The organism is Microbacterium gubbeenense DSM 15944 (assembly GCF_000422745.1).
Lineage (GTDB): Bacteria > Actinomycetota > Actinomycetes > Actinomycetales > Microbacteriaceae > Microbacterium > Microbacterium gubbeenense.
The window spans coordinates 1-16,054 of sequence record NZ_AUGQ01000022.1; the positions used below are offsets into that span (position 1 = coordinate 1).

At 64.9% G+C, this 16,054-nt stretch carries 9 protein-coding genes and 3 rRNA genes; 11 read left to right on the top strand and 1 reads right to left on the bottom strand.

Annotated features, from left to right (window positions below; genetic code table 11):
* Window positions 1-313: 313 nt before the first annotated feature.
* The 3 genes from G510_RS0111115 (at window position 314) to rrf (ending at window position 5,571) form a co-directional block, all read left to right on the top strand.
* Window positions 314-1,839, top strand: a 16S ribosomal RNA gene (locus G510_RS0111115).
* A gap of 361 nt (window positions 1,840-2,200) precedes the next feature.
* Window positions 2,201-5,301 (top strand): 23S ribosomal RNA (locus G510_RS0111120).
* 153 nt (window positions 5,302-5,454) lie between these two features.
* Window positions 5,455-5,571: ribosomal RNA gene (gene rrf / locus G510_RS0111125) — 5S ribosomal RNA — on the top strand.
* Together the 16S, 23S and 5S rRNA genes form the textbook arrangement of a ribosomal RNA operon.
* 479 nt (window positions 5,572-6,050) lie before the next feature.
* Here the strand turns inward: rrf and G510_RS18305 are convergent.
* Window positions 6,051-6,914 (bottom strand): hypothetical protein, encoded by an 864-nt coding sequence (locus G510_RS18305; RefSeq protein ID WP_157560567.1) that lies wholly within the window; start codon window positions 6,912-6,914, stop codon window positions 6,051-6,053.
* Here G510_RS18305 and G510_RS16585 point away from each other — a divergent pair.
* The 8 genes from G510_RS16585 to xerD all read left to right on the top strand — a co-directional run bounded on the left by G510_RS16585 (window position 6,849) and on the right by xerD (window position 15,996).
* Window positions 6,849-7,967: a hypothetical protein gene (locus G510_RS16585; protein ID WP_084644330.1), complete on the top strand. Its 1,119-nt coding sequence runs from the start codon at window positions 6,849-6,851 to the stop codon at window positions 7,965-7,967. The two genes, G510_RS18305 and G510_RS16585, sit on opposite strands and share 66 nt — an antisense overlap.
* Window positions 7,967-9,010, top strand: coding sequence for an HAD-IIA family hydrolase (locus G510_RS0111135; RefSeq protein WP_029153690.1), 1,044 nt, complete (start codon window positions 7,967-7,969; stop codon window positions 9,008-9,010). The genes G510_RS16585 and G510_RS0111135 overlap by 1 nt, the downstream gene beginning before the upstream one ends.
* Window positions 9,011-9,202: 192 nt before the next feature.
* A complete protein-coding gene (locus tag G510_RS16590; protein WP_051216697.1) occupies window positions 9,203-10,048 on the top strand; it encodes a TlyA family RNA methyltransferase in 846 nt (281 codons plus the stop codon).
* A 33-nt stretch (window positions 10,049-10,081) separates the two neighbouring features.
* Complete coding sequence (locus G510_RS16595; RefSeq protein WP_084644331.1) at window positions 10,082-11,059, top strand: NAD kinase; 978 nt, start codon at window positions 10,082-10,084, stop codon at window positions 11,057-11,059.
* The gene (recN, locus tag G510_RS0111155; RefSeq protein WP_029153691.1) at window positions 11,056-12,753 is read left to right on the top strand and encodes a DNA repair protein RecN; all 1,698 of its coding nucleotides are present in this window, start codon (window positions 11,056-11,058) and stop codon (window positions 12,751-12,753) included. Before G510_RS16595 ends, recN begins: the two co-directional genes overlap by 4 nt.
* A gap of 87 nt (window positions 12,754-12,840) precedes the next feature.
* Window positions 12,841-14,523: a CTP synthase gene (locus tag G510_RS0111160; protein WP_029153692.1), complete on the top strand. Its 1,683-nt coding sequence runs from the start codon at window positions 12,841-12,843 to the stop codon at window positions 14,521-14,523.
* Window positions 14,520-15,083, top strand: a complete 564-nt coding sequence (locus G510_RS16600; RefSeq protein WP_036322976.1) for an NUDIX domain-containing protein — start codon at window positions 14,520-14,522, stop codon at window positions 15,081-15,083. Before G510_RS0111160 ends, G510_RS16600 begins: the two co-directional genes overlap by 4 nt.
* Before the next feature lie 10 nt (window positions 15,084-15,093).
* Complete coding sequence (gene xerD, locus G510_RS0111170; protein WP_029153693.1) at window positions 15,094-15,996, top strand: site-specific tyrosine recombinase XerD; 903 nt, start codon at window positions 15,094-15,096, stop codon at window positions 15,994-15,996.
* The last annotated feature ends 58 nt before the right edge of the window (window positions 15,997-16,054 follow it).

The window sequence follows — 16,054 nt, forward strand, 5'->3', positions numbered from 1 at the left end:
TGTCGCTGTGATCGGTTTGCCGGTCTGATGGCCTGGTTGCTTCGGTAGCTTCGGCGTGTCGGATTTGACAGTCGGAATCACGGTGATAAGATAGAGAAGTTGCCCCGGAGGGCTCAGCTTGGTTGCTGAGGGCTGGGAGCGTCTGATCCTTGAGAACTCAACAGCGTGCACTTGTCAAATGCCAATATGTCCTCGGGCTAGGTTTTCCTAGCTTTGAGAGATTCCTTTGGATCATTTGATGTCAGATGACATCACATTGGTCAGCATCAAACTCGCTGCTTACACGTTTTCCCGTGTGGGTATGCATTTTTTCTTTTTGGAGAGTTTGATCCTGGCTCAGGATGAACGCTGGCGGCGTGCTTAACACATGCAAGTCGAACGATGAAGCCCAGCTTGCTGGGTGGATTAGTGGCGAACGGGTGAGTAACACGTGAGCAACCTGCCCCGAACTTCGGGATAACAGTTGGAAACAGCTGCTAATACCGGATACGCACGAGAACCGCATGGTTACTCGTGGGAAAGATTTTTCGGTTCGGGAGGGGCTCGCGTCCTATCAGCTTGTTGGTGAGGTAGTGGCTCACCAAGGCGTCGACGGGTAGCCGGCCTGAGAGGGTGACCGGCCACACTGGGACTGAGACACGGCCCAGACTCCTACGGGAGGCAGCAGTGGGGAATATTGCACAATGGGCGCAAGCCTGATGCAGCAACGCCGCGTGAGGGACGACGGCCTTCGGGTTGTAAACCTCTTTTAGTTGGGAAGAAGCCTTCGGGTGACGGTACCTTCAGAAAAAGCACCGGCTAACTACGTGCCAGCAGCCGCGGTAATACGTAGGGTGCAAGCGTTATCCGGAATTATTGGGCGTAAAGAGCTCGTAGGCGGTTTGTCACGTCTGCTGTGAAAACTGGAGGCTCAACTTCCAGCTTGCAGTGGGTACGGGCAGACTTGAGTGCGGTAGGGGAGATTGGAATTCCTGGTGTAGCGGTGGAATGCGCAGATATCAGGAGGAACACCGATGGCGAAGGCAGATCTCTGGGCCGTAACTGACGCTGAGGAGCGAAAGAGTGGGGAGCAAACAGGCTTAGATACCCTGGTAGTCCACTCCGTAAACGTTGGGAACTAGTTGTGGGGGCCTTTCTACGGTCTCCGTGACGCAGCTAACGCATTAAGTTCCCCGCCTGGGGAGTACGGCCGCAAGGCTAAAACTCAAAGGAATTGACGGGGACCCGCACAAGCGGCGGAGCATGCGGATTAATTCGATGCAACGCGAAGAACCTTACCAAGGCTTGACATATACCGGAAACGGCTGGAAACAGTCGCCCCCTTGTGGTCGGTATACAGGTGGTGCATGGTTGTCGTCAGCTCGTGTCGTGAGATGTTGGGTTAAGTCCCGCAACGAGCGCAACCCTCGTTCTATGTTGCCAGCACGTTATGGTGGGAACTCATGGAATACTGCCGGGGTCAACTCGGAGGAAGGTGGGGATGACGTCAAATCATCATGCCCCTTATGTCTTGGGCTTCACGCATGCTACAATGGCCGGTACAATGGGCTGCGATACCGTGAGGTGGAGCGAATCCCAAAAAGCCGGTCCCAGTTCGGATTGTAGTCTGCAACTCGACTACATGAAGTCGGAGTCGCTAGTAATCGCAGATCAGCAACGCTGCGGTGAATACGTTCCCGGGTCTTGTACACACCGCCCGTCAAGTCATGAAAGTCGGTAACACCTGAAGCCGGTGGCCTAACCCCTTGTGGGAGGGAGCTGTCGAAGGTGGGATCGGTAATTAGGACTAAGTCGTAACAAGGTAGCCGTACCGGAAGGTGCGGCTGGATCACCTCCTTTCTAAGGAGCATCTGACACCCTTTGGGGTGTCCAGAAACCCAGTTAGTGGCCGAATGTGCTGCTCTGGGGCTCATGGGTAGAACTTTTGACAAGGCATCTCGTTGTGGGGATTTTCGCTAGTACGCCGGACCTTTGGTTTGGTGGGAACGTGGGGGTTGTCAGAGCGGGGTGCATGCACGTTGTTGGGTCCTGAAGGCTCAGCCGTCACGCTTTGTGCGTGGTAGCGAGGCTTCTTCCACCCCTTATCTGAGACGCGTTTGCGTGGAGGGTTGGGGTGTGGTCGTACTTTGAGAACTACACAGTGGACGCGAGCATCTTAAAGAAAGCGAACACAAACCTTTGTGGTTTGTGACTCATGTGATTTCAAGTCTTTAAGAGCAGACGGTGGATGCCTTGGCATCTGGAGCCGAAGAAGGACGTAGCAATCTGCGATAAGCCTTGGGGAGCCGATAAGCGGGCTGTGATCCGAGGATTTCCGAATGGGGAAACCCCGCCAGGCGCATTTATGTGTCCTGGTGACTCCCGCCTGAATATATAGGGCGGGTAGAGGGAACGTGGGGAAGTGAAACATCTCAGTACCCACAGGAAGAGAAAACAAAAGTGATTCCGTGAGTAGTGGCGAGCGAAAGCGGATGAGGCTAAACCGTGCGTGTGTTCAAGCCGGCAGGCGTTGCACGTGCGGGGTTGTGGGACCTACTTAGAGATTCTGCCGAGTCTCTGATCGTACAGAAGCGTATAGACGAACCTGTTTGAAAGCAGGACCAAAGAGAGTGCCAGTCTCGTAGTCGACATGCGTGTTCTGCGGTTGTAGGGATCCCAAGTAGCACGGGGCCCGTGAAATCCCGTGTGAATCTGTCAGGACCACCTGATAAGCCTAAATACTTCCAGATGACCGATAGCGGACAAGTACCGTGAGGGAAAGGTGAAAAGTACCCCGGGAGGGGAGTGAAATAGTACCTGAAACCGTCTGCTTACAAACCGTCGGAGCCTCCTTGTTGGGGTGACGGCGTGCCTTTTGAAGAATGAGCCTGCGAGTTAGTGATACGTGGCGAGGTTAACCCGAGTGGGGAAGCCGTAGCGAAAGCGAGTCTGAATAGGGCGATTTTAGTCGCGTGTCCTAGACCCGAAGCGAAGTGATCTATCCATGGCCAGGTTGAAGCACGTGTAAGAGCGTGTGGAGGACCGAACCCACTTAGGTTGAAAACTGAGGGGATGAGCTGTGGATAGGGGTGAAAGGCCAATCAAACTTCGTGATAGCTGGTTCTCTCCGAAATGCATTTAGGTGCAGCGTTGCGTGTTTCTTACTGGAGGTAGAGCTACTGGATGGCCGATGGGCCCCACAGGGTTACTGACGTCAGCCAAACTCCGAATGCCGGTAAGTGAGAGCGCAGCAGTGAGACGGTGGGGGATAAGCTTCATCGTCGAGAGGGAAACAACCCAGACCACCATCTAAGGTCCCTAAGCGCGTGCTAAGTGGGAAAGGATGTGGAGTTGCTTAGACAACCAGGAGGTTGGCTTAGAAGCAGCCACCCTTGAAAGAGTGCGTAATAGCTCACTGGTCAAGTGATTCCGCGCCGACAATGTAGCGGGGCTCAAGCACGCCACCGAAGTTGTGGCATTGACACATGCGATTCCCTTCGGGGCAGTCGTGTTGATGGGTAGGAGAGCGTCGTGTGGCGAGTGAAGCGGCGGAGTGATCCAGCCGTGGACGCCACACGAGTGAGAATGCAGGCATGAGTAGCGAATGACACGTGAGAAACGTGTCCTCCGAATGACCAAGGGTTCCAGGGTTAAGCTAATCTTCCCTGGGTAAGTCGGGACCTAAGGCGAGGCCGACAGGCGTAGTCGATGGATAACGGGTTGATATTCCCGTACCGGCGAAGAACCGTCCAAGCTAATCCAGTGGTGCTAAGTGCCTGAATCCATCCATCGGACCCTTCGGGGTTCACCGGGTGGCCTAGCGCACGACCCCATGCTGGTGCGGTTAACGTATTAACAGGTGTGACGCAGGAAGGTAGCCCAGCTGGCAGATGGTGTCCAGTGCAAGCGTGTAGGCCGACTCTTAGGCAAATCCGGGAGTCATGAAGGCTGAGACGTGATGCGTTTCAAGTGGGTGATCCTATGCTGCCAAGAAAAGCATCGACGTGAGGTTCTAGCCGCCCGTACCCCAAACCAACTCAGGTGGTCAGGTAGAGAATACCAAGGAGATCGAGATAATCGTGGTTAAGGAACTCGGCAAAATGGCCCCGTAACTTCGGGAGAAGGGGCGCCCACCACTTATAGCACCTTGCGTGTGAAGGGGTGTGTGGGCCGCAGAGACCAGTGGGGAACGACTGTTTACTAAAAACACAGGTCCGTGCGAAGTTGCAAGACGATGTATACGGACTGACGCCTGCCCGGTGCTGGAAGGTTAAGAGGAAGGGTTAACACTTCGGTGTGAAGCTCAGAATTTAAGCCCCAGTAAACGGCGGTGGTAACTATAACCATCCTAAGGTAGCGAAATTCCTTGTCGGGTAAGTTCCGACCTGCACGAATGGCGTAACGATTCCCCAACTGTCTCAACCACGAACTCGGCGAAATTGCAGTACGAGTAAAGATGCTCGTTTCGCGCAGCAGGACGGAAAGACCCCGTGACCTTTACTATAGCTTGGTATTGGTGTTCTGTATGGCTTGTGTAGGATAGGTGGGAGACTGTGAAGCGGCCACGCTAGTGGTTGTGGAGTCGTTGTTGAAATACCACTCTGGTCATTTGGGACATCTAACTTCGAACCGTGATCCGGTTCAGGGACAGTGCCTGGTGGGTAGTTTAACTGGGGCGGTTGCCTCCCAAAGAGTAACGGAGGCGCCCAAAGGTTCCCTCAACCTGGTTGGCAATCAGGTGGCGAGTGTAAGTGCACAAGGGAGCTTGACTGTGAGACTGACAGGTCGAGCAGGGACGAAAGTCGGGACTAGTGATCCGGCAGTGGCGTGTGGAAGCGCTGTCGCTCAACGGATAAAAGGTACCTCGGGGATAACAGGCTGATCTTGCCCAAGAGTCCATATCGACGGCATGGTTTGGCACCTCGATGTCGGCTCGTCGCATCCTGGGGCTGGAGTTGGTCCCAAGGGTTGGGCTGTTCGCCCATTAAAGCGGTACGCGAGCTGGGTTTAGAACGTCGTGAGACAGTTCGGTCCCTATCCGCTGCGCGCGTAGGAAGTTTGAGAGGATCTGACCCTAGTACGAGAGGACCGGGTTGGACGAACCTCTGGTGTGCCAGTTGTTCCGCCAGGAGCATGGCTGGTTGGCTACGTTCGGGATGGATAACCGCTGAAAGCATCTAAGCGGGAAGCCGGCCTCAAGATGAGACTTCCGTGGACTTCGGTCCGAGAGGCTCCCAGCAGACTACTGGGTTGATAGGCCAGATGTGGAAGCACAGTAATGTGTGTAGCTGACTGGTACTAATAAGCCGATGACTTGATAACACTTTCTTTCTAAGAGCTGTTCGCGTCCACTTTGTGGTTCCCAGGGTATGACCCTGTGGGATTGATATTTTAACAGTGTTGCTGTTGAAACCTATGTTTCACTGGCCGCATCGTCCCTTGAGTGGGGTGGGTGTGTGTTAGTGGTGTGAGTGTTTCGGTGGTTATAGCGAGAGGGAAACGCCCGGTTACATTCCGAACCCGGAAGCTAAGCTTCTCAGCGCCGATGGTACTGCAAGGGGGACTTTGTGGGAGAGTAGGACGCCGCCGAACTATTTTTGATGATGGAAGGGTCGCCCAGGGTTGGGCGACCCTTTCGTCGTTTCCGGACAAGGTCGAGATGAGCTGTTCTAAGCTCGGATGAGATCAAACGAGTGGTGCGGTCACGAGCTGCACACCATAGGGGAGTAGTGCACATGGCCACGCAGGACAACAACGAGAACCGCGACCGTCGAGAAGGCAATGGCGATCGTCGTCCTGACCACGGTGGTTCGCGTGACGATCGCGGTGGAAACCGCGGACCCTCGGGTGATCGCGCCCGCGCGCCCCGCGATGACCGCGGCGGTCGTGACAAGCGCGATGGCGCCGGCCGTGACGGTGGATACCGCGGTCGCAGCGACGACCGCGGTGGATATCGCGGAAACTCCTCGAGCAACGATCGCGGTGGTTACCGCGGTGGCTCCTCCTCGAACGATCGCGGCGGCTACCGTGGGGGAGCCCCGCGCGATGACCGTGGTGGTTACCGCGGCAACTCATCGTCGAACGACCGTGGCGGATACCGTGGCGGTGCTCCGCGCGACGATCGCGGTGGCAACCGCGGTGGGTCCTCGTCGAGCGATCGGGGAGGCTACCGTGGCGGCCCGTCGTCGAGCGACCGTGGTGGTTACCGTGGGGGTCAGAACCGTGACGATCGCGGGGGAGCTCCGCATGATGATCGTGGCGGCTATCGCGGGGGTCAGAACCGCGACGACCGCGGCGGGTTCCGCGGGGCAACCGGGCGCGATGACCGCTCCGGCGGTTACCGGAGCGGCCAGAGTCGCGACGATCGCGGTGGGTACCGCGGAGGTCAGAATCGCGACGACCGTGGCGGTCAGCGCGGGTACGAACGCCGTGATGGCGGATATCGCCGAGCGCCTCGCGACGGCGACCGTCGCGAGGGCGGCTTCCGCCCGGGCGGATCCCGTGACGGTGGTTACCGCGGAAGTTCGCCGCGCGATGGCGGCCGCGGCAGCTACGGCCGCGACGACCGTCGCGAGGGTTTCCGGGGCGGCGACCGTCGTGACGATCGCGGCCAGGGCGACCGCCGGTTCGACCGCGGTCCGCAGCGCGACGACCGGGGCGGACCTCGTCGCGACAGCGGCTCCAGGTTCGGCGGCGATCGCCGTGAGGGCGGTTACGGTGGGGGAGACCGCCGCGGCGACCGCGGCGGCTACGAGCGTCGTGACGACCGGGGCTACGACCGCCGGGACGACTCGCGCGGCGACGGCTTCGAGCGCGAGGATCGCGTTCGCGATCCGGAGCTGCCCGACGAGATCACGCCGAAGGATCTCATGCCCTCGGCGCGCAACGAGCTCAAGACACTGACGGCCGAGAACGCCGAGCGCGTCGCCCGCCACGTGGCGATGGCGGCTCAGGTCATCGACGATGATCCCGAACTCGCACACGAGCACGCCCAGGCGGCGATGCGCCATGCCGGCCGCGTCGGCGTCGTGCGCGAGACGCTCGCGATCACCGCGTATGCCACTGGCGACTTCTCTCTCGCGCTGCGGGAGCTGCGCACCGTGCGCCGGATCACCGGACGCAACGATCACGCGGCGATGATCGTCGACAGTGAGCGCGGGGTCGGACGGCCGGAGAAGGCGCTCGAGGAGGGCCGCGGTGTCAAGCGGGAGGATCTTCCCGTCGACCAGCGCGTCGAGCTGGCGATCGCTCTCTCGGGAGCGCGGCTGGACCTTGGTCAGACGGAGCTGGCTCTTCACGAGCTCGACATCCCTGAGGACGACCCGGATCGCGCATTCGAATGGAGCGCCGGGCTGTTCGCTGCGCGCGCCGCCGTGCTTTCCGATCTCGGCCGCGATGACGAGGCCGCTGAGTGGACTCGTCGCGCGGACGTGGCCGGCGACGCGGTCGCGTCGCGCCTCGCCGAAGGCGACACCGTCGAGATCGAGGAGATCTACATCCCCTCGCTGGCCGGTGACGATGAGCAGCAGGGCTTCGACTCCGATGACGAACCGGTCGCAGAAGAGACCGGCGACGCGTCCACTGACGAGAACGGTGCCGATGACGAGATCATCGACGCCGTCCCGAACGACGATTCCGCGACCGAGCCTGCGGTGCAGGACGACACTCCGGCGGCACCGGTAGCCACCTCCGACGTGCCGTCGGCCGAAAGTGCTGAGGCCGACGCGTCCACTGATGACACGGTTACCGACGCTGCTGCGAGCGATGAGCTCGTCACGGCAGCGCCGGCCGCTGACATGAGCGCCGCCGACGATGAGCCCGCTGCCGATGTCGTGACGACCGACGACGTGCCCACGGAGGAGATCTCTCCCGACGACATCGTCGTCGACGACCAGTCGATCAGCGACGAGGTCGCCGAGCTGCTGGCGGCGGCCGGCATCACCGACGATGACGAGGACGGCGCAGGCGAGAGCGACGAGAAGAACTGATGGCGCTGTTCTCTCGGAAGCGCAGCGCTTCCACGCCCCTCGACGGGGTCGACGTCCTGTTGGCCGACCTGGACGGCGTCGTGTACGCCGGGCCTGGCCCGATCCCGCACGCTGTTGAGAGCCTCAACCGCGCCGAGAGCGAGGGGCGCCGTCTCGGCTACATCACCAACAACGCCTCGCGCACCGACGTCTCGGTCGCGCAGCACCTTTCGGACCTCGGCCTCCACACGAAGTCGGATGACGTGGTCACGAGCCCGCAGGCCGCCGTCCGGCTGCTGAGCGGGAAGGTGCCGACAGGATCCACGATTCTCGTCGTCGGCGGCGAGGGTCTCGTCGTCGAGCTCGAGAAGGCGGGTTACGTCGTCACGCGCTCGGCCGACGACGCGCCCGCGGCCGTCGTGCAGGGGTTCAACCCCGATGTCGCCTGGACCGACCTCGCGGAGGCGGCGTTCGCGCTCGCCACGCCCGAGGACGAGGGCGGGATCCCCTGGATCGCGACGAACACCGACTGGACGATTCCGCGCGATCGCGGCGTCGCGCCCGGCAACGGCACGCTCGTCTCGGCCGTGCACACGGCGGTCGGCCGCCTCGCGACCATCGCGGGCAAGCCGGAAGCGCCGATCTACCACGCCGCGACCTCGCGCTTCGAGGCGACGAAGGCTCTGTTCCTCGGCGACCGTCTCGACACCGACATCCAGGGCGCCCAGGCGGCGAACATGGATTCGGTTCTCGTGCTGACGGGCATCGATCGGCCGAAGCACGTGCTCGCGGCGCCCGAATATGCGCGGCCGACGTACATCCTCGGCGATCTGCGCGAGTTGTTCGAGCCGTACCCCGAGGTCACGCAGCGAGGCGGCGTGACGACCGTCGGCACGGCGCGCGTGCGCGTGACCGAGGGACTGAACGTCGAGATCCTCGCCGAGGGCGACCGCGACATCGACCTCGTGCGCGCCGGCGCCCACGCGATCTGGGCGACGGGGCGGCAGATCTTCGGCTTCACGGTGCCGGATCGGCTCTACCGAGACACGTTCCACCGCCCCTAGCGCCATTCCGGTGACGCAAGCGGATCCTCGTTCGCACACGAGGATCCGCTTGCGTCACGGGAAGCGCCGATCCGCGTATCGTGGAGGGATGGACGTCGAGCAGATCGAGGAGCTGCCCCTCGACGAGCGCGCCGAAGCGTATCGGCAGCTGCACGATGAGCTGACCGCCGAGCTTGATCGGTCGCCCGAGGAGTGACTGCCCGGCTCGACGCCGCCCTCTCAGAGCGCGGACTCGCGCGATCGCGCACGCACGCGGCCCGACTCATCGCCGACGGCCGCGTCACGGTCGACGGGCGCCCCGCGACCAAGGCGTCGGCGCAGATCGCCCCGAATCAGCGGATCGACGTCGACGCCGACCACTACGTCAGCCGCGCGGCGCACAAGCTCATCGCCGCCCTCGACGCGTTCGCGATCGAGGTCACCGGGCGGACGGCGCTCGACATGGGCGCCTCGACGGGCGGGTTCACGCAGGTGCTGCGCGAGCGCGGCGCGGATCCGGTGCTCGCCGTCGACGTCGGGCACGATCAGATCGCGCCCGAGATCGCCGCGGATCGCGGAGTGCGCGTCGTCGAGGGCATGAACGTGCGTTTCATGACGCCCGAGACGCTCGCCGAGGCGACCGGCGTCGCCGCGGCGCCGAGCGTTGTGACGGGCGACCTGTCGTTCATCTCGCTTCTGCACGTGCTGCCGGCGGCGATCGCCGTGGCGCATCCGGCCGCAGACTTCGTGCTGCTCGTCAAACCGCAGTTCGAGGTCGGGCGCGAGCGGATCCGCGGGGGCGTCGTCGAGGATCCCGCGCTGCAGGCGGACGTGGTGCGGCGCGTTGTCGAGAACGCTCGCGAGCAGGGGCTCGCAGCCCGGGGCCTCATCGAGAGCCCCCTCGCCGGAACGCACGGCAACCGCGAGTTCGTGCTGCACCTTGCCCGCGGTGCGGACGCCGACCACGACGCGATCGAACACTCCATCGCGGAGATCGCGCGGGGCGAGCGCCGGGATTCGTCAGGAGTGCGCGGCACGCGTGCTGATCCGACACAATAGAAGAACCAGATCTCACGCCCAGCGAGGAGGACGATGAACGCGCGCAACATCCTGATCGTGGCACACGCACAGCGTGCCGATACGGTCCAAGCCGCCGCGCGCATCGCCGCCGTCATCCATGAGCAGGGCGCCGTGCCCGTGTTCGATTCGGCCGACCTCGCATCGCTGAACGGCGCGTCGCCGAGCTTCGCCGGCGTGAAGGTGCTCGTCGACGAGGTGCCTGTCGCCGACATCGACGTGGCGATCGTCCTGGGCGGCGACGGCACGATCCTGCGCGCGGCCGAGCTCGTGCGCGGTGGCACGGCCCCGATTCTCGGCATCAACATGGGCCACGTCGGCTTCCTCGCCGAGACCGAGCGCGACGACATGGACGAGGCCGTGCACCGCGTGCTCTCCGGCGACTACACGGTCGAGGAACGGTTGGCGCTGTCGGTCAAGGTCCGCGACCGGCTCGGCGACGTCGTCTACGAGACGTGGGCGCTCAACGAGGCATCGATCGAGAAGGCGGCGCGCGAGCGCATGATCGAGCTCGTCATCGAGATCGACGGCCGCCCGCTGTCGAGCTTCGGCGCCGACGGATGCGTCATCGCGACGCCGACCGGATCCACCGCCTACAACTTCTCCGCCGGAGGCCCGATCGTGTGGCCGAGCGTCGAGGCCATGACGGTCGTGCCGCTGTCGGCGCATGCCCTGTTCGCGCGGCCCCTCGTGGTGGGCCCCGAGCAGCTGGTCGCGGTCGAGATCACGGGCGACACCGGATCCAACGGCGTGCTGTGGTGCGATGGCAGGCGCATGCACCTGCTGCCCACCGGTGCGCGCGTGTCGCTGCGCCGATCCGAAGAGCCGGTGCGGCTCGCGCGCCTGCACCCCGCCGAGTTCACCGATCGCCTCGTGCGCAAGTTCCAGCTTCCCGTTCACGGCTGGCGCGGCCCGAGCGGATCGATGATGACGACGGCCGTCGCGGTGATCCCGCCGGCGCCCGCACACGACGAGGAGGATCAGACCGCGTGATCGAGCAGATGCGCCTGACCGGGCTCGGCGTGATCGCCGACGCCGTGCTGCCGATGGGGCCGGGATTCACCGCCATCACGGGCGAGACCGGCGCCGGCAAGACGATGGTCGTCACCGGACTCGGACTGCTGATGGGCCAGCGCGCCGACAGCGGCACGGTGCGCTCCGGCGACCGGCAGGCGACCGTCGAGGGGATCTGGGACGTTCCGTCCGAGGGATCCGTCGCCGACCGCGTGCGCGAGGCGGGCGGCGAGCTCGAACCGTCGGGCGACGGCCGCGGCGAGCTGTACCTCTCGCGCACGATCGCCGCCGAGGGGCGCAGCCGCGCCTCCGTCGGCGGGCGGGCGGCCCCGGCGTCGGTGCTCGTGGATCTCGCGGCGCAGCTCGTCGCCGTGCACGGCCAGTCGGATCAGCTGCGCCTCAAGTCTGCCGCCGCACAGCGCGACGCGCTCGACCGCTTCGGCGGGGATCCGGTGCGCGATGCGCTCGCGGCCTACCGCACGGCCTACGACCGGTGGACGGCGATCGACCGCAAGCTCTCCGAGATCGTCACCGACCGCGACGCCCGCGCTGCCGAGGCGGGCCGCCTGCGCGCGCAGCTCGGCGAGATCGAGGCCGTGGCCCCGGAGCCGGGGGAGGACATCGACCTCGCGGCGCGATCGGAGCGGCTCACCAACGCCGAGGCGCTCCGCGAGGCGGCGCTCGTCGCGCGCGAGGCGCTGTCGAGCGAGGACGGCGAGGCCGACGTCTCGACCCTCGTCGGCGACGCGCGCCGGTCGCTCGACCGGGCCGAGGATCCGGTGCTCGCGGGGATCGCCGAGCAGCTCGACGACCTCAGCTACCGCGCGAGCGACCTCGCGACGTCGCTGTCGAGCTATCTCGCCGACCTCGACGAGCAGGGTCCTGCCGAGCTCGCCGTCGTCGAGGAGCGGCGCGCGGCGCTCGGAGACCTCGTGCGGCTGCACGGATCCCTCGACGAGGCGATCGCCCTGCTCGAGACCGGATCCGCGCGCCTCGCCGAGCTCGACGACGACGATGACCGCGTGGAGCGGCTGACCGCCGAGCGCGACGCCGCCCGCACGGAGCTCGATCAGGCCGGCGGGCGCCTGTCGGCCGAGCGCCGGACCGCCGCGACCGCGCTGGGGGCGCGGGCGAGCGAGGAACTGCGCGCGCTCGCCATGCCCGACGCGACCCTCACGGTCGACGTGACCGAGACCCCCGAGTCGGCGCACGGCCGCGACGGCGTCGCCTTCCAGCTCGCGCCCCACCCCGGCGCCGATCCGCGCCCGGTCGCCAAGGGCGCCTCCGGCGGCGAGCTGAGCCGCGTCATGCTTGCGATCGAGGTCGTCGTGGCGGCGACCGATCCCGTGCCGACCTTCATCTTCGACGAGGTCGACGCGGGTATCGGCGGGGCCGCGGCGATCGAGGTCGGCCGGCGGCTCGCGAAGCTCGCCGAGAGCTCGCAGGTCATCGCGGTCACGCACCTCGCCCAGGTCGCGGCCTTTGCGAACAACCACCTGAACGTCGTGAAGTCGTCCGACGGATCGATCACCGCCTCGAGCGTGACGCGGCTCGAGGGTTCCGAGCGCGAGGCCGAGATGGCGCGCCTGCTCAGCGGTATGTCGGACAGCGACGCTGCGATCACCCACGCCCGCGAGCTTCTGGGGGTCGCGGGCACGGGCGGCGGCCAGTGAGTATGCTCGTGCTCAGCCCATTCTCAGCGCGGCGCTCCGGCGCTCACATCTGGTTCCCGCTTCCTACGGTTAGGATTGAAGCCCGTGATGCAGACTTCTGATGCGGCGACCAACGACACCACCAAACACATCTTCGTGACGGGTGGTGTCGTCTCGTCTTTGGGCAAAGGGCTCACTGCCGCGAGCCTCGGCAATCTGCTGACGGCGCGCGGTCTGCACGTGGTGATGCAGAAGCTCGATCCCTACCTCAACGTCGACCCGGGAACGATGAACCCGTTCCAGCACGGCGAGGTCTTCGTGACCGACGACGGCGCCGAGACCGACCTCGACATCGGGCACTACGAGCGCTTCCTCGACATCAACCTCACCGAGGCCGCCAACGTCACGACCGGCCAGATCTACTCGCGCGTCATCGAGCGCGAGCGCCGCGGCGAGTACCTGGGCGACACCGTCCAGGTCATCCCGCACATCACCGATGAGATCAAGCGCCGCATGCGCCTGCAGGCGGAGGACATCCCGAAGCCCGACGTGATCATCACCGAGGTCGGCGGCACGGTGGGCGACATCGAGTCGCAGCCGTTCCTCGAGTCGGCGCGCCAGATCCGCCACGAGCTCGGCCGCGACAACGTGTTCTTCGTGCACGTCTCGCTCGTGCCGTTCATGGGTGCGTCCGGCGAGCAGAAGACCAAGCCGACGCAGCACTCCGTTGCCGCCCTCCGCCAGGTCGGCATCCAGCCCGACGCCCTCGTGCTGCGCAGCGACCGCCCCGTGACCGAATCGAACCTCAACAAGATCGCGCTGATGTGCGACGTCGACTCCGACTCGGTCGTCAACACGGTCGACCTGCCGAGCATCTACGACATCCCCTCCACGCTCAACGATCAGGGCCTCGACCGCGTGATCATCAAGAAGCTCGGCCTCGACGGGGCCGGCGAGGTCGATTGGACGCGCTGGCAGAAGGTGCTCGACGCCGTGCATCACCCGAAGCACGAGGTCACGATCGGGCTCGTCGGCAAGTACGTCGACCTGCCGGACGCGTACCTGTCGGTGACCGAGGCCATCAAGGCGGGCGGCTTCGCGCACGACGCCAAGGTTCAGATCCGCTGGATCCCGTCGGACCTGTGCGAAACCGAAGAGGGAGCGCGCGAGCACCTCGCCGACCTCGACGGCATCGTCGTGCCGGGCGGATTCGGCATCCGCGGCATCGAGGGCAAGCTCGGCGCGCTGCGCTTCACGCGCGAGCAGGGGATCCCCACGCTCGGCATCTGCCTCGGGCTGCAGTGCATGGTCATCGAGTACGCGCGCAACGTCGCGGACATCGCCGACGCCTCGTCGAGCGAGTTCGACCCCGACACCGCGGTGCCCGTCATCGCGACGATGGAGGAGCAGGTCGAGATCCTCGATGGCGGCGACCTGGGCGGCACGATGCGCCTCGGGCTGTACCCGGCGAAGCTTGCGGAGGGATCCATCGCGGCCGAGGTCTACGGATCTACGAGCGCGCAGGAGCGCCACCGCCACCGCTACGAGGTGAACAACCGCTACCGCGACCAGATCGCCGGCGCGGGCATGGTGTTCTCCGGCATCAACCCCGATCTCGACCTCGTCGAGTTCGTCGAGCTGTCGCGCGAGGCGCACCCGTACTACATCGCCACGCAGGCGCACCCCGAGCTGCGCTCGCGGCCCACCGAGGCGCACCCGCTGTTCCGCGGCCTCATCGGCGCCGCCATCGACCGCGCGCGATCGAGTGAGCTGTTCGAGGTCGAGGAATGAGCGACATCCGCGACGAACCGTTCGAGGTCGACGTTCGAAAGAGCGAAACCGTCTACAACGGCTACGTCTGGGACGTGCGCGAGGACACGTTCCAGTACGGCCCGACGACGCTCGTGCGCCACTACCTCGACCACACCGGCGCGGTTGCCGTCGTCGCGGTCGACGACGATGATCGCGTGCTGCTGATCCAGCAGTACCGCCACCCGATCGGGCAGCGCGACTGGGAGATCCCGGCCGGCCTGCTCGACATCGAGGGGGAAGACCCCGTCGATGCCGCGGCGCGCGAGCTGAAGGAAGAGGCCGACGCCGAGGCCGAGAACTGGACCGAGCTCGGCAGCTTCGCGCTCTCGCCGGGCGGATCCAACGAGGTCATCCGCATCTACCTCGCCACCGGCGTGCGCATGCGCGAATCCGAGTACCACCGCGTCGAAGAAGAAGCCGATATCCGCGCAGAGTGGGTACCGCTCGCTGACGCCGTGCGCGCGATCAGCGAGGGGCGGATCCATAACGCTGCGATGACGATCGGAATCCTGCTGGCCGCACGTCAGCGCGGTATCTGAAGGCATCGCGATGCGCCTCGATCGTGCGGTCGATGACTACCTTCGCCACGTCGCGATCGAGCGCGGGCTGAGCGCCCACACGGTCGAGGCATATCGGCGAGACCTCGCCGGGTACGCGACGTGGCTCGGCGAGCACGAGGTGACGGACGTCGTCGACGTCACGCCGGCGCTCGTGGCGGCTTTCGCCGCAGAGCGCGCGTCGATGGATCCGCCGCCCGCCGCCTCGTCGCTCGCGCGGCTGCAGTCATCCGTCCGGGGCCTGCACCGGTTCCTCGCGCGCGAGGGCGTCGCCGAGCAGGATCCCTCGGTGCGGCTCGCCCCGCCGAAGCAGCCGCAGAAGCTGCCGAAGGCGCTCACGATCGATCAGACCGAGAGGCTGCTGCACGCGCCGAGCGCGGAAGAGCCGATCGGGATCCGCGATCGCGCCCTGCTCGAGCTGCTGTACGCGACCGGGGCGCGAGTGTCCGAGGCCATCAGCCTCGACGTGGACGACCTGCAGTCCGGCGAGGTGCTGCGGCTGCGCGGCAAGGGCAACAAAGAGCGCATCGTGCCGGTGGGATCCTTCGCCCGCGCGGCGCTCGACGCGTACCTCACGCGCGTGCGTCCCGGGCTCGCCGCCAAGGGCCGCGCGACGGGACGACTGTTCCTCGGCGCGCGCGGAGCGCCCCTATCGCGCCAGAGCGCCTGGCTCGTGATCCAGAAGGCGGCCGACGACGCCGACCTGGCCTCGCACGTCTCGCCCCACACTCTGCGGCACTCGTTCGCGACGCACCTGTTGCAGGGCGGCGCCGACGTGCGGGTGGTGCAGGAGCTGCTCGGGCACGCGTCGGTCGCGACGACGCAGATCTACACGCACGTCTCGCCCGACACGCTGAGGGACATGTACCAGAGCGCGCATCCGCGCGCGGTCTGACACGCGCGGCCGTCGCATCATCCTTTCGGCGGATGTGGAACGCGGAGAACCTCTGCAA